The 14,521-nt window shown below is 66.7% G+C and carries 8 protein-coding genes and 2 pseudogenes; 4 read left to right on the top strand and 6 right to left on the bottom strand.

The genetic code is table 11. The annotated features are described in order from the left end of the window. The 6 genes and pseudogenes from DMX06_RS25675 to DMX06_RS26420 all read right to left on the bottom strand — a co-directional run. Positions 1–315: pseudogene (locus DMX06_RS25675) on the bottom strand (ABC transporter permease); the annotation flags it as partial. Further along, the gene (locus tag DMX06_RS25680; protein ID WP_110739937.1) at positions 315–1,373 is read right to left on the bottom strand and encodes a microcin C ABC transporter permease YejB; all 1,059 of its coding nucleotides are present in this window, start codon (positions 1,371–1,373) and stop codon (positions 315–317) included. The gene DMX06_RS25680 and the pseudogene DMX06_RS25675, both read right to left, overlap by 1 nt. Beyond that, on the bottom strand, positions 1,370–3,169 hold the full coding sequence (locus DMX06_RS25685) for an extracellular solute-binding protein (protein WP_258378922.1): 1,800 nt from the start codon (positions 3,167–3,169) through the stop codon (positions 1,370–1,372). Before DMX06_RS25685 ends, DMX06_RS25680 begins: the two co-directional genes overlap by 4 nt. A 169-nt stretch (positions 3,170–3,338) precedes the next feature. Beyond that, positions 3,339–3,620, bottom strand: coding sequence for a peptidylprolyl isomerase (locus tag DMX06_RS25690; RefSeq protein WP_110739939.1), 282 nt, complete (start codon positions 3,618–3,620; stop codon positions 3,339–3,341). 78 nt (positions 3,621–3,698) lie between these two features. Further along, the gene (locus DMX06_RS25695; RefSeq protein ID WP_110739940.1) at positions 3,699–4,760 is read right to left on the bottom strand and encodes a 3-deoxy-7-phosphoheptulonate synthase; all 1,062 of its coding nucleotides are present in this window, start codon (positions 4,758–4,760) and stop codon (positions 3,699–3,701) included. A gap of 49 nt (positions 4,761–4,809) precedes the next feature. Beyond that, positions 4,810–4,953: a hypothetical protein gene (locus DMX06_RS26420; RefSeq protein ID WP_181427902.1), complete on the bottom strand. Its 144-nt coding sequence runs from the start codon at positions 4,951–4,953 to the stop codon at positions 4,810–4,812. A gap of 677 nt (positions 4,954–5,630) precedes the next feature. Between DMX06_RS26420 and mnxG the strand changes: the two genes are divergently transcribed. The 4 genes and pseudogenes from mnxG to DMX06_RS25720 all read left to right on the top strand — a co-directional run. Then, on the top strand, positions 5,631–11,483 hold the full coding sequence (gene mnxG, locus DMX06_RS25705; protein WP_110739942.1) for a manganese-oxidizing multicopper oxidase MnxG: 5,853 nt from the start codon (positions 5,631–5,633) through the stop codon (positions 11,481–11,483). 285 nt (positions 11,484–11,768) lie between these two features. Continuing rightward, positions 11,769–12,020 (top strand): annotated as a pseudogene (locus DMX06_RS25710) (DUF3077 domain-containing protein); the annotation flags it as partial. 231 nt (positions 12,021–12,251) lie between these two features. Next, positions 12,252–14,231 carry a cytochrome D1 domain-containing protein gene (locus tag DMX06_RS25715; RefSeq protein WP_110739943.1) on the top strand — a complete coding sequence of 660 codons (1,980 nt, stop codon included), beginning with the start codon at positions 12,252–12,254 and terminating at the stop codon, positions 14,229–14,231. Continuing rightward, on the top strand, positions 14,228–14,521 hold a 294-nt coding region (locus DMX06_RS25720), incomplete at its 3' end, for an SCO family protein (RefSeq protein WP_181427903.1). The genes DMX06_RS25715 and DMX06_RS25720, both read left to right, overlap by 4 nt.

The following is a 14,521-nucleotide window of genomic DNA, read 5'->3' on the forward strand; positions in this document are numbered from 1 at the left end:
GTTGGGGGTATCGGCGCTGAACGGGATCGGCGCGAACAGCATCCAGCCGCCCTGGCCCTCGATCAGTTGGCGCACGTACTGGCTGCGGTAGTCGGGCTGGAACGGCAGCTGCCCGCCGAACTGCTGCTCGGTGTAGCGCTTGAGCGCCGGGGTGTACAGCTCACCCTGGTAGCCCAGCAGCAAGGGCTTGTCATTGGCCACCAGCTCTGCGCCCAGGCTCAGCAGCAAAAGCCCGGCGAACAGCCAAAGCGAGATCCAGCCGCGGCGATTGTCGCGAAAACGCCGCAGACGGCGCCGGGCGATGGGCGAGAGCATCAGCGGCCCCTCGCGTCGAAGTCGATGCGCGGGTCGAGCACCGTGTAGCACAGGTCGCCCAGCAGGCGGATCAACAGCCCGGCCAGGGTGAAGATGAACAACGTGCCGAACACCACCGGGTAGTCCCGCGACACCGCCGCCTCGTAGCTCATGCGCCCCAGGCCGTCGAGGGAGAAGATCACCTCGATCAGCAGGGAGCCTGCGAAGAACACCGTGATCAGTGCCTGGGGCAGGCCGGCCACCACCAGCAGCAGGGCGTTGCGCAGCACATGGCCGTACAACACGCGCCGTTCGCTCAGGCCCTTGGCGCGGGCGGTGACCACGTACTGGCGGGCGATCTCGTCGAGGAAGGCGTTCTTGGTCAGCAGGGTCAGGGTGGCGAAGCCGCCGATCACCAGGGCGCCGACCGGCAGCACCAGGTGCCAGAAGTAGTCGGCGACCTTGCCCAGCAGGCTGAGCTGGTCGAAATCGTCGGAGACCAGGCCGCGCACCGGGAACCAGTTGAGCGAGGTGCCGCCGGCGAACAGCACGATCAGCAGCAGGGCGAACAGGAACGAAGGCAGGGCGTAGCCGATCACGATCAGCGCGCTGCTCCAGGCGTCGAAGCGGCTGCCATGGCGCACCGCCTTGCGGATGCCCAGCGGGATCGACACCAGGTAGGTGATCAGCGTGGCCCAGAAGCCCAGTGACAGGGTCACCGGCAGCTTCTGCACGATCAGCTCGGTGACCGTGGCGCCGCGGAAGAAGCTCTGGCCAAAGTCCAGCCGTGCGTACTGGCCGAGCATCAGCCACAGCCGTTCGGGGGCGGACTTGTCGAAACCGTACTGGCGCTTGATTTCCTCGATCAGCTTGGGGTCCAGGCCACGGGTGGCGCGGGACTCGCCCTGCACCGCCTCGACCCGGGCGCCCGGGGCGCCGCCGCCGATGCCCTGCAGGCGCGCCACGGCCTGTTCCACCGGCCCGCCGGGCGCGGCCTGGACGATGGCGAAGTTCACCAGCAGGATCGCCAGCAGTGTGGGGATGATCAGCAGCAGGCGGCGCAGGATGTAGGTGGTCATGGCGCGCTCCGCAGGCGCTCGGCCATTTGCGGGTTGGTCAGCGCCCGGGGGCTGATTTCCCACCAGGTGTCCAGGCCTTCGTCATAGGTCGCCTGCACCTTGGGCAGGCCAAAGCGGTTCCACCACACCGTCGAGCTACCCGGCGGGTAGTAGTTGGGGATCCAGTAGTAGCTCCACTGCAGCACACGGTCCAGGGCGCGGGCGTGGCGCAGCATGTCGGCCTGGCTAGTGGCGCGCACCAGGCCGTCGAGCAGGCGGTCCACCGCCGGGTCCTTGAGCACCATCAGGTTGTTCGAGCCCGGATCATTGGCCGCGGCGGAGCCGAAATAGTTGTACTGCTCGCTGCCCGGCGACAGGGTTACCGGGTAGCCGGTGACGATCATGTCGTAGTCGCGGGCCATGACGCGGTTGACGTACTGGGCGGAGTCGACGTTGCGAATGTTCAGCTCGACGCCGATCTGCGCCAGGTTGCGCTTCCACGGCAGCAGCAGGCGCTCCATCCCCGACTGGCCGTTGAGGAAGGTGAAGCTCAGCGGCTGGCCGTGGGCGTTGACCAGCCGATCGCCCAGGGGATGCCAGCCGGCGTCCTGCAGCAAGGCCAGCGCCTGCAGTTGCTGTTGGCGGATGATGCCGGAACCGTCGCTGACCGGTGCGTTGAACACCAGGCTGAACACTTCGTCCGGCACCTGCCCGCGCAGCGGCTCGAGCAGCTTGAGTTCCCCGGCGTCGGGCAGGGCGCGGGCGGCCAGGGGGGTATTGGCGTACAGGCTCTGCTGGCGGATGTACATATTGCGCATCATCTGCCGGTTGCTCCACTCGAAGTCCCAGAGCATGCCCAGGGCCTGACGCACACGGCGATCCTTGAACTGCGGCTGGTCCAGGTTGAACACGAAACCCTGGGCGATCTGCGGCTTGGCCGGAGCCAGGTGGGCGCGCTGCAGGCGCCCGTCATCCAGTGGCGCGCCGTTGTAGCCGAGGGTGTAGGCGGTGGCAGAGTATTCGCGGTTGTAGTCGTAGCCTCCGCCCTTGAGCACTTGTCGGGCCACTTCGGTATCGCCGAAGAATTCGACGCCGATACGCGCAAAGTTGTACAGCCCGCGGGTGACCGGCAGGTCCCGGGCCCACCAGCTCGCATCGCGCTCGAAGGTGATGCTGCGGCCGTTGTCGATCCTGCCGATGCGGTATGGGCCGCTGCCCACCGGTTTGTCGAAACCGGCACCGTTGGCGAAGTCGCGTTGCTGCCAGTCGTGTTCGGGCAGCACCGGCAGGCCGGCCAGTTCAAGGGCCAGGGTACGGCCATGGGGTTGCTTGAAGTCGAAGCGCACCTGGCGCGGGCCTTCGACCGCCACCGCGGCGACATCGGCGAACTGGGTGCGAAACTTGAGGCTGCCCTGGTTCATCAGCAACTCGTAACTGAAGCGTACGTCCTCGGCCCGTACCGGCTTGCCGTCGGCGAAGGTGGCGCGGGGGTCGAGGTAGAAGCGCAGCCAGGCATCGTCGGGGCCGCGCTCCATGCGCTGGGCGATCAGGCCGTAGACAGTGTAGGGCTCATCGAGCGAGCGCACCGCCAGGGGCGCGTACAGCCAGCCATCGACCTGGCTGACGCCGATACCTTTGTCGATGTAGGGCAGGATATGGTCGAAATTGCCGATCTCGATGGCCGAGCGGCGCAGGCTGCCGCCCTTGGGGGCGTCGGGGTTTACATAGTCGAAATGGCGGAAGTTCGCGGGGTAGCGCGGGGCTTCGGCGTAGACGGTGAGGGCGTGGGTGGGGGCGGCGTGGGTTGCCAATGGCAAGCAAAGCGCCAAGCCCAGGCAACATGCCTGCAATACTCGCAAGCCTCTGTAGGAGCGGGCTTGCCCCGCGATTGCGCCATAAGGGCCATCGAGGCTGCCTGGGCGGTCGCAATCGCGGGGCAAGCCCGCTCCTACAGGGGAGGTGTTGTTCTTGGCGAACAACGGTGTATCAGTCCTGACGGCTGGTCACTTCCAGCAGGTGGTAGCCGAACTGGGTCTTCACCGGACCCTGGACGACATTCAGCGGCGCGCTGAAGACCACGGTGTCGAATTCCTTGACCATCTGGCCCGGGCCGAACGAGCCGAGGTCGCCGCCCTGGCGGCTGGACGGGCAGGTGGAGTTGGCCTTGGCGACTTCGGCGAAGTCGGCGCCGCCTTCGATTTGCTTCTTCAGTTCGTTGCACTTGTCTTCGGTGGCAACCAGGATGTGGCGGGCGGTGGCTCGGGCCATGGGTACTGCTCCTTGGGTCAAAAAGACAAGCCTAGCGCACTTGTTCGTGCCGTGTCTCGCAAGGCTTGCCATAGAGGCCTACAGGCGTGCGGCAGCCTCGCGCAGCAGGACCTCGGTCGCCTCCCAGCCCAGGCAGCCGTCGGTGATCGACACGCCGTACTTCAGCGCCCCTTTGCCCAAGGCCTGGCAACCATCGAACAGGTGACCTTCGAGCATCACCCCGACCAGCGAACGGTCGCCGGCCAGGCGCTGGGCCAGCACGTCCTCGAACACCGCCGGCTGGCGGGCCGGGTCCTTGCCGCTGTTGGCGTGGCTGCAGTCGACCATGATCCGTGGCGCCAGACCTGCCTTGGCCAGGCCTTGGCGGGCCAGGGCGACGCTCTGGGCGTCGTAGTTCGGGCCCTTGTGCCCGCCGCGCAGCACCAGGTGGGTGTCGGGGTTACCCAGGGTCTCGATGATCGCCGGATACCCCTGCGTGTCCATGCCGAAGTGACGGTGCGGGTGGGCCGCGCTGCGCATGGCGTCGCAGGCGATGCCGATACCACCATCGGTGCCGTTCTTGAAGCCGACCGGCAGCTCCAGGCCGCTGACCATCTCGCGGTGGATCTGCGACTCGGTGGTGCGCGCGCCGATGGCGGCCCAGCCCAGCAGGTCGTCGAAGTAGCCGGCGGCCATCGGCTGCAGCAGCTCGGTGGCGATCGGCAGGCCGCGTTCGAGCATGCCCAGCATAAGCCCGCGGGACAGGGCGATGCCGGCGTGCATGTCGTCGCTGCCATCAAGGTGCGGATCGTAGGCCAGGCCTTTCCAGCCCACGGTGGTGCGCGGTTTTTCCACGTAGGCGCGCATCACCAGCAGCAGCTTGTCGTCGACGTCACGGCTGAGTGCGGCCAGGCGGTCGGCGTATTCGAGGGCCGAGCGCGGGTCATGGATCGAGCACGGGCCGACCACCACCAGCAGGCGTTCGTCGCGACCTTCGAGGATGGCGCGGATCGCTTGGCGGTGAGCGTGGACTTGCTGGGTGAGTTCGCTGGACAGCGGCATCTGCTGCTTGAGCAGGTGCGGGCTGGGCAGGCGCTGGCTGACGGTGGTGTTGGCAGCGTGCGGCTGGGTCAGGGGCAGGGCGAGGTTCGAGGCTTGCATGGCGTTTTTTCCCTGGGCGGACGGCGGGTTCTGGCCCGCGTCGTCGGCCCTATCGAGGTGTTCGACTGATCGTCAAATGGGGTGTCTGTGCGGCATTGCCACCGGAAATCGACCGAACGGAGGCGGCAGGCTGGCCCGAACGGAACTGGCTAAATCGCCATGCATAGGTGCGGTAGTAGGTGGTGTAGTTCATGACGCTGTCCTCAAGGTAATCGGTATGTTTCGTGGGTCCGGAAAAGCAAAACCCCCGGTCGGGGAGCCGACCGGGGGTTTGAGTATTCTCATGTTCGGCGGCCCCTCGAAGGTGGGCGCCGGATGGGTGATCGGCGCCTAGTGGCTAAACCAATACCCAAAATAAAAGCTGGCAACGGCGTTACGACCGGCAACGGCCAGCACGCGGTGCGCGGAGCGACCGGTGTGGTTGGCGTGGTTGCGGGTTTGTTTCGACATGTTGCTCTCCAGTGATTGGGACCGAGCTTACTGCACCTTTGCGCGCGTGTTCAATCACTAAATGCTATTGATCCGATAACGTGGGAGCGGCACACAAGTACTACGCCAACCTGTAGGAGCGGCCTTGTGTCGCGAAAGGGCTGCGCAGCAGCCCCGGGGTTTCAGTGTTGTTGCAAAGAACGCCGGGGCCGCTTTGCGGCCCTTTCGCGACACAAGGCCGCTCCTACAGAGATCACGCCGGTTGAGAAATCTCAGTAAGACAGTTGCTCCCACGCTGTTCCGGCAAAGCCCCCAATTAAGGGTGAACGCGCCCAGTTCAGCCTTTCTCCATCTCACAAGCAGTTGATTAACAACAACTAAATTCATGGCACAAGCCTTGCTCACCTCCCCGCAGTATCCCTGTGTCCCCGGAGGTGCCCCATGTCGACCCCTCGCAAAGGCCCGGTCCTGTCCACCTTCCTGCTGGCCCTGCTGGGCTGGCAGGTCTCCGGCGAGGCTGCGGTGCAGTGCCAGCGCACGCTGGTGGCCAACGTGGTGGCGCTGGACCAGCCACTGATGTTCAACCGTCTCGGTGCGCAGAACGCCAATGGCATGATGTACGCCCTGCGCCACGATGTGGTGGACGAGCACCGGGTGCCCTTGAGCAAGGGTGGCGCCGCAGTACCGGGCAAGGTCACCCTGCGCCCGGACAAGCGTCCGCGGCCGATCGTGCTGCGGGTGGCTGCCGGTGACTGCCTGACGGTCAACCTGACCAACCTGCTGGCCTACCAGGCCAACCCCAACAAGCACGGCATCGACCACGACGAAACCGAAGTCGAAGGCGAGGAAGAAGAGGGCGCCGAGGTCGAGAACGAAGGCGGCGAACACTTCGTTGCCGACGAACAGGTCACCGACCGTCATGTCGGCTTCCAGGTCAACGGCCTGCAGGCGGTCAACAGCATCGCTGACATCGCCGCCAACACCGGGCGCAACGGCAACTTCCTGGTCGCCCCGGGCGGCACCCGCAGCTATACCCTGTACGCCGAGCGCGAAGGCGCGTTCGCCGTCACCAGCCAGGGCGCCACCTTCGGCGGCCAGGGCGGTGCCGGCAACGTCGCCAACGGCCTGTTCGGCCAGGTGGTGGTGGTGCCCAAGGCCGGGCGTACCTACCGCAATACCCTGACCGAGGAAGAGATGCGCCTGGCCACCACGGGGCGCACCGCCACCGGCCAGCCGGTAATCGACTACCAGGCCCGTTACCCCAACGCCGAGCCGTGGATTGCCGAGGGCAAGGCCGGCAAGCCGATCATCGCCATGCTCGATGGCAACGAGATCCTCAGCAGCGAGACTGACGCCATCGTCATGGGCCCCAACCCCGATGGCAGTTTCCCGGCCAGCACCTATCCGCTGGAAAGCGTTGGCAAGCGCAACCCGGCGCTGCCCAACCGACTGGAAGCCTTCCGCGATTTCGCCTCGCAGTTCGCCGACGAGGTGGCCGCGACCCAGGCGTTCCCCGCGTACTGGGCGGACCCGGTCATGGGCCATGTACTCGAGCCAACCCGCGATTCGTTCATGATCAACTACGGCTCCGGTGGCATGGGCGCCGAGGTGGTGGCCAATCGCCTGGGCGTGGGACCGATGCATGACTGCCTGTCGTGCGCCTACGAGGAGTTCTTCCTCAGCGCCCACACCGTGGGCGATATCGGCACCTTGGTGGATATCCCGGCCAACGTCGGGTTGGAGAACATCCGCCCGGGCCAGACGCCGCCGGCCAGCGCCACCGGGGTCAAGGCGACCATGGCCCTGTACCCGGCCGAGCCCGCCAACGTGCACCACAGCTACATCGGCGACTTCACCAAGTTCCGCAATACCCACAACGGCCACGAGCAGCACATCTTCCACCTGCACGGGCACCAGTGGCTGTTTAACCCCAACGACGACAACTCCGACTACATCGACGCCCAGGGCATCGGCCCGGGGGTGGGCTACACCTACGAGATCGCCAACGGCGGCTCGGGCAACCGCAACCGGGTGGCGGGCGACGCCATCTATCACTGTCACTTCTACCCGCACTTCGCCCAGGGCATGTGGGCCATGTGGCGGGTGCACGACGTGTTCGAGCCGGGTACCCGCCTGGAAGTCAGCGGCGAGGGCGCGAACGGTTTCCACAGCACGCCGTTCGCCCTGCGCAATGGCAAGCCGGCCCAGGGCGCCCGGGCGCTGCCGGACGGCGAGATCATTGCCGGCACGCCGATCCCGGCCATCGTGCCGCTGCCGGGCAAGGCCATGGCACCTATGCCGGGCAAGGTCACCGTGGTACCCAAGCTGTCCGAGACCCTGGTCGCTGGGCATGAAGAAGATGAAGACGAAGAGGAGGAGGGTGACGACCATCCGGACGCGCCAGCCACACCGCGTGCTGTCGGCTCCCTGGCCCTGGTCGACCGCAGCGAGACCAATCGCAACGCCGACGGCAGCCTGAAGAATCCCGGCTACCCGTTCTGGATCGGCGGCATGGAAAGCAGCGTCGGCCAGCGTCCGCCGACCCCGCCGCTGGACATGCTCGACCCGGCCCTGGCGCGGCAGCTCAAGGACAGCGGCAAGGCGCTGTGGGCCAACCTCGACCCCAACCAGGTCGACGGCTGGGACGGTGGCCTGGGCCGGCACACCCTCGACGGTGTGTCTGCTGGTGGCGATGCCGTGACCACCACTACCAAGCTGGATTTCTCCAAGGTGGTGCACAAGGCCAAGCCGATCTACCTGCCCGAAGAGGGTACCGAGGTCGAACAGGCGGCCATGCAGTTCCACGCCAAGGCCGAGCATCCAAGCTTTGCCCTGATCCCTGGCAGCGCGCCGGTGGCCAAGGCCTTCCGCACCAACGGCGCCTTGCCCACGGCGGGCGCGCCGTACTATGAGCCGTGCATGGACGACCGCGGCAAGCGCCTGACCCAGTCCTCGGGTGTCGGCGAGTTCTTCAGCGGCGAAAACCTCACCGGCATGAGTTTCCGCGGTTCGTCCACCTTCACCGCCGACCGGCCGCGCATCTACAAGGCGGCCAACATCCAGTTCGACGCGGTGTACAACAAGGTCGGCTACCACTTCCCGCAGGCGCGCATCCTCGCCCTGTGGGAAGACGCCTGGCCGGTGATCACCAAGCAGCGCCCGCCAGAGCCTTTGGTGATGCGCATGAACACCTTCGACTGCACCCAGTACGTGCACACCAACCTGATCCCGTCGTTCTACGAGATGGACGACTACCAGGTACGCACCCCGACCGACGTGATCGGCCAGCATATCCACCTGCCCAAGTGGGACCTGACCGCCGCCGACGGCTCGGCCAACGGCTGGAACTACGAGGACGGCATCCTCTCGCCCGGCAGCGTGGTCGAGCGCGTGCATGCCATCCGCAGTTTCAACAACTGCACCGAGGGTGATACCCGCGACGGCACGGCCGCCTGCCCGAAAGCCAAGCAGCATCCGTACTTCGGGCGCTTCGGCCGGGCCGACTGGCTCGGCGCGCGCAGCGCCATGCAACGTTGGTTCGCCGACCCCCTGGTGAACGTGCACAACGTCGACCGTGGCCTGGGCACCATCTTCACCCATGACCACCTTGGCCCATCGACCCACCAGCAACTGGGGCTGTACGCGACCGTGCTGGCCGAGCCCGCCGGTTCCACCTGGTACCACGCCGAGACCGGCGAGCAGTTGTACAACCCGGCCACCCGCCAGGATGGCGGTCCGACCTCGTGGCAGGCGGTGATCCAGACTGGCGACCACGACGGCGACGGCAAGAACGACAGCTATCGCGAGTTCTTCCTCGAGTACAGCGACTTCCAGCACGCCTACGAGGCCGGCGTGTATGTGGGCGCCGGCCCCAACGGCATACCCGATGGCCAAGCCTATCCAGCCACCGCCGACAGCTTCCGCTACGCCATCAACCCGCCGGTGCGGCAGAAAGCCTCGACGCTGCTCGAATCGGTGGTGGAGTCCCGTGGCGGCCTGAGCCCAGGCTGTCCGACCCGGCCGTGCCCGCAGGCGATCTCGGTGGATGATCCCGGCATGTTCGTCGTCAACTACCGCAACGAGCCGCTGGCCCTGCGCGTGTTCGACCCCAACAAGGTCGGCCCCGACGGCAAGCGTGGCATGCAGGCCGACGGCCTGGGCGGCGACCTGGCCTACGCCATGCAGAGCCGCACCGACCGCGCCATCCCGGCGATGAACCTGGCGCCTTCGGCGATCACCCAGGCCACCGGCCCCACCGGCGGCACCACGTTGTTCCCGCCCCATATCAACAAGGGCACCGAGCCGGGCGACCCGTTCACGCCGCTGCTGCGTACCTACTCCGGCGACAACGTGCGCCTGCGCATGCATGCCGGCGGCCATGAGGAGGAGCACAACGTCACCCTGCACGGCGTGAAGTGGCTGCAGAACGGCTCGGGCTTCGGCAACAGCTCCAACTCAGGATGGAAGTCGTCGCAGATGATCGGCATCTCCGAGCAGATGGGCTTCATGGCGCCGGTGTCGATGATCTCCAGCTCCGCCGCCACCAATGGCGATTACCTGTACTCCATGGACGCGGCTCTGGAAGGCTACTGGAACGGCATCTGGGGCATCATGCGCAACTACACCGCCCAGCGCGCCGACCTGTTCACCCTGCCGAACAACCCTCAACCGGTGGCCATGCGCAACACTGTAAACTTCGACGGCATCTGCCCGAAAACCACGGCCAACGCCAATGGCATCGGCACCCGGCCGACGGTCAAGCGCAGCTACGAGATCGTCGCGGCCCTGGCCAACGACATCCTCGAGAACCGTCACGGGGTCAGCATCAGCGACCCGGCCGGTATTGGCCAGCACGTGGGCGGTGCGCTCAAGGCCAATGGCGGCACCCTGGTGTTCAACAGCCGCAAGGTCGACATCCCGCTGGCCACGGTCACCGACGAAGAGGACGGCGCGACCTTCACCGTCGGCGGCCACAGCTCGCCATTGCACGACCCGACTGCCGTGCTCTATGTGCGCAAGGCCGACCTCGATACCAGCACCGGCAAGCTCAAGGCCGGCGTGCCGGTCGAGCCCCTGGTGCTGCGGGCCAATGCCGGTGACTGCATCAGCATCACCCTGGAGAACCGCCTGCCGCTGATGATGCCGGACCTGCCCAGCACCGCGGTGATGCAGAACGTGGTCAAGCGCGACCGGGCTGGCGGCGAGGGCTCCACGGCGTTCAACAACAACCTGATGCGCCCGTCCAGCCACGTCGGCCTGCATGCGCAACTGCTGGCCTACGACATTACCAAGTCGGACGGTGTCAACGTTGGCCTCAACCCGGTACAGACCGTGCCGCCGCGCGTCGGTAGCAGCGGCGCCTACCCGAGCCGGGTGTACCAGTACTACGCCGGGCACCTGGAGCGCGAAGGCAAGCCGGTACTGCAATTGGGCCGCACGGTGGACAACATCAACACCACGGCCATCGAGTTTGGTGGCCTCAACCTGACCCCGGCGGATGTCATCAAGCAGCCGCAGAAGGGCCTGGTGGGCGCAATGAGCGTGTTGCCGCAGAGCGCGACCTGGACCGAGGACAACGCCAGCCGCGCCCAGGCCACGGTGAAGGTCAGCGGCCAGCCCGACTACCGCGACTTCGTCACCGTGTGGCAGCGCTCGCTGAACATGCGCTGGTCCGATGGCCGGCCGGTGGAGGGCATCGCCACCGAGGGCAACGGCGTGCCCGGTGATCCGAAGGACAACGGCAACATGGCCATGAACTACAAGACCGAACCGTTGTGGCTGCGCTTCGGCCTGGCGCCGGACGCGCCGTTCGGCCATGCCGACGGCTTCGGCTTCGCCGACGTGCCCAACGCCCACATGGCCTACAGCAACGCCCTGGTCGGCGGCGACCCGCAGACCCCGGTGCTCTGGGCCAAGCCGGGCCAGCCTGCGCGCAGCCATGTGCTGATGCCCAGCGGCGGCAGCCGCGGCATTACCTACCAGCTCGACGGGCACCTGTGGCCGCTGCACAACTACCAGGCCGAGAAGAGCGATGTGCAGGGCTACCCCATGGGCCTGCCAGGTATCGGCTCGGTACGTTTTGGCTACAACCCGATGGCGATGTACGTGGGCGCCCAGGAGAGCGTGCTGCCGGCGGCGCACTTCAGCTTCATGCTGCCCAGCGCAGGCGGCGCCAACGCGGTGCCGGGGGATTATCTGTTCCGCGACTACGCGGCGTACGGCAATGCCTCGGGGCTGTGGGGGATCCTGCGGGTGACCAACGAGGCGCCGCCGGCGGTGGCGCCGGCGCAGTGAGGGAGGCTGGGGGCCTGGCTTGGGAATGAGGGAGGCCACCGGGTGCCTGGCGACAGGGATGCAGTGCCTGTGAGATCGAGCGCCGCCCGCGCGGCGCTCGGTCTCATAGGCGTTACAAGGCTCTCGCCTTACACCTGGTCGCCTACACGCGGTCGAAAGACAGGCCCCTGGCCGCCCTGACGCGGTCATTCCCGCAAGCCCGCTCCCACGCTTTGAATTCACGTGGGAGCGGGCTTGCCCCGCGATAAGGCCGGCCCAGGTGAAGACCTTTTCAAGGAGATCCCCATGACGCCGGAAGATCCCCATACCACCGCCGGCAAGACCCGTTTTTATCAAGGCGAAAACAACACCCAGCCCCTGTTCTGCATCGAGCCCGGCATCCCTTGCCAGCACGCCCGCGAACAGTCCTCGGAATTGATGGACTGCGTGCGCCACCTGACCTTGGTCGCAGTGATGGAAAGCGACCCACGCATGGTCTGGGCCGCTCACTATCTCAGTGCCCTGGCCAAGGCGTTGATGGACGATGCCGAACTGGGGCATGGCGCATTAGGCCTGAAAGGGGGCGCAAAGCGTCCCCCGTCTTTGGGGCCGCCTCCCCAACACCCTCCGGTTGTTTACGCAACTAATTGATTAAGAACGATTTAATTGATGGCATAGCGCTTGCTTCCACCCTCCCCAGAACCCTAGAGCCCCGTGGAGGTGCAGCATGGTCATCCCGCTCGAAGGCGCCGCCCCGTGCGCGTCCATCCCCGCCAGCGGAGCAAAGGCATGAACCGCAAGCTACGCCCAGCCTACCTGGGCCTTCTGCTGGGCACGGCGCTGATCGGCCTCGGCGTTGCCTACGAAAAGCTCTGGTGCGACCCCCGCGAACTGCTGCAGGAGGCCGCCGATCCCCAGGCCCTGCACACCCTCAGCCGCGACGGCGTGACCGTGGAGTTCGAGGCGCGCCCCCTCAGCGGCGGCGAACTGCGCGAGGGCGACTTTGCCAATATCCGCTTCAAGGTCAGCGACCAGAGCAGTGGCCAGCCGCTGTCGGGCATGGCCCCGGGCGCCTGGCTCGATCCCGCGCAGTCGGCACCGTTGGGCGACCGCGACAGCAGCTGCAAGGCGCGGGTGGCGCTGTTCCTCAAGAGCAGCATCGGCGCTCGTCCTTTGCTCGATCTGAACAGCTACTTCCTGCTGGTGCTGAACAAGGACGCCAGCCTCACCGTGATCGACCCGACCGTGTCGGTAGGTGGGGTCACCAGCACCCTGGCGCGCATCGACCTGCCAGGACGGCCCATGGACTGGGTGGCCACCGGCGATGACAAGCAGGTGTTCGTGTCCATGCCCGAACGCAACCAGGTGGCGCTGATCGACACCGAGACCTTCACCCGCGTGGCTACCCTGGAGGCCGGCGAGCAGCCGCTGCGGGTGGCGCTGCAACCGGACCAGCGCCTGCTGTGGGTGGGCAACAACAGCCATGATCCGGCCAAGGGCGGGGTGACGGTGATCGATGTGCCCAGCCGGACCACGCTCAAGTCGTTCGTCACCGGCTCCGGCCACCACGAGATCGCCTTCAGCGCCGATTCGCGCTTCGCCTTCGTCAGCAACCGCGACGGCGGCACCCTGAGCGTCATCGACACCGCCCAGATGCGCCTGGTGAAGACCCTCGAAGTCGGCCCGCATCCGCTGTCGGTGGCCTACTCGCCGTTGTCGCAGGCGGTGTATGTGGTCGATGGCCAGGAGGGCACGGTGCGGGTGATCGACGCGCGCAGCCACAGCCTGCGCCACACGGTCAAGGCCGAGCAGGGCCTGGGGCCGATGCGCTTCAGCCACGATGGCCGCTACGGCGTGGTGCTCAACACACTGGAGAACCAGGCGCTGGTGATCGACGCCAGTACCGATCAGCTGATCCACCGCATCCCGGTGGCCGCCGAGCCTTACCAGCTGACCTTCACCAAGGCTTACGCCTACGTGCGTGGCCTGGCCTCGCCGAAGGTGAGCATGATCAACCTGGCAAGCCTGGGGCAGGGGCGCACGCCGATCGTCCAGGGCTTCGAGGCCGGGCCGGCGGCGCCGCGCCAGGCCGGCGACCTGCCGCTGGCCCAGGGGGTGAACATCTCCCGCGACGACAACTCGGTGTTCGTGGTCAACCCGGTGGACAACACCACCTACTTCTACGCCGAGGGCATGAACGCGCCGATGTCGGGCTACAACAACCGCGGCCACCAGGCCCGCGCCGCGCTGGTCATCGACCGCAGCCTGCGCGAGGTGGCGCCGGGGGTGTATGGCTCGACGGTCAAGCTGCCGGCGGCCGGCACCTTCGACGTGGCCTTCCTGCTCAACCAGCCGCAGATCATCCACTGCTTCAGCACCGAGGTCGCGGCGCTGCCGCAGTCGAGCCTGCGCAAGCGGGCCCATGCCGAGTTCATCGGCACCGCCCGGCCATTGCTGCAGCACGTGCCCTACATGGCCCAGGTACGCATCCTCGGCGAGGACGGCAAGCCGCGCCAGGGGCTCGATGACCTGAGCCTGCGCTACTTCCTGGCGCCTTCGTCGCTGCCACGCAACGTGACGCTGGTCGAGATGGGCGACGGGCTCTACCAGGCACCGCTGGAGCTGGCCGAGGCCGGCGCCTGGTACCTGCACGTGCAGTCGCCCAGCCTCGGGCGCGCCTTCACCGAAGACAACTACACCAGCCTGCGCGTCCTGCCGGCCGCAGCAAAGCCCAGCGCTTCCCAAGGGGAAGCCAGGAGTGTGCGATGACTCGTCTGCATGGCGGTAAACTGCTGGGCCTGAGCCTGCTGCTGGCCAGCAACCTGGCCCTGGCCCATGCCGGCCACGATCACGGCGGCCAGCCCGCGCAACCCCCGGTCGCACGCCAGGAGAAGGCCAGCGTGCGCTTCGCCGACGTGGCACTGCTGGACCAGGACGGCATGCCGGTACGCCTGGAGAAAGACCTGGTGGGGGACCATCTGGTGGTCATGGGCTTCATCTACACCAGTTGCACCACGGTGTGCCCGGTGGTCTCGTCGATCATGAGCAAGGTCCAGCAA

The organism is Pseudomonas mosselii (assembly GCF_003205295.1).
GTDB classification, from domain to species: domain Bacteria; phylum Pseudomonadota; class Gammaproteobacteria; order Pseudomonadales; family Pseudomonadaceae; genus Aquipseudomonas; species Aquipseudomonas mosselii_B.

Excerpts from the sequence above, each read along its gene's own strand:
- DMX06_RS25680 (WP_110739937.1), bottom strand. The coding sequence starts at position 1,373 with ATGACCACCTACATCCTGCGCCGCCTGCTGCTGATCATCCCCACACTG.
- DMX06_RS25690 (WP_110739939.1), bottom strand. The coding sequence starts at position 3,620 with ATGGCCCGAGCCACCGCCCGCCACATCCTGGTTGCCACCGAAGACAAG.
- DMX06_RS25695 (WP_110739940.1), bottom strand. The coding sequence starts at position 4,760 with ATGCAAGCCTCGAACCTCGCCCTGCCCCTGACCCAGCCGCACGCTGCC.
- DMX06_RS26420 (WP_181427902.1), bottom strand. The coding sequence starts at position 4,953 with ATGAACTACACCACCTACTACCGCACCTATGCATGGCGATTTAGCCAG.
- mnxG (WP_110739942.1), top strand. The coding sequence starts at position 5,631 with ATGTCGACCCCTCGCAAAGGCCCGGTCCTGTCCACCTTCCTGCTGGCC.
- DMX06_RS25715 (WP_110739943.1), top strand. The coding sequence starts at position 12,252 with ATGAACCGCAAGCTACGCCCAGCCTACCTGGGCCTTCTGCTGGGCACG.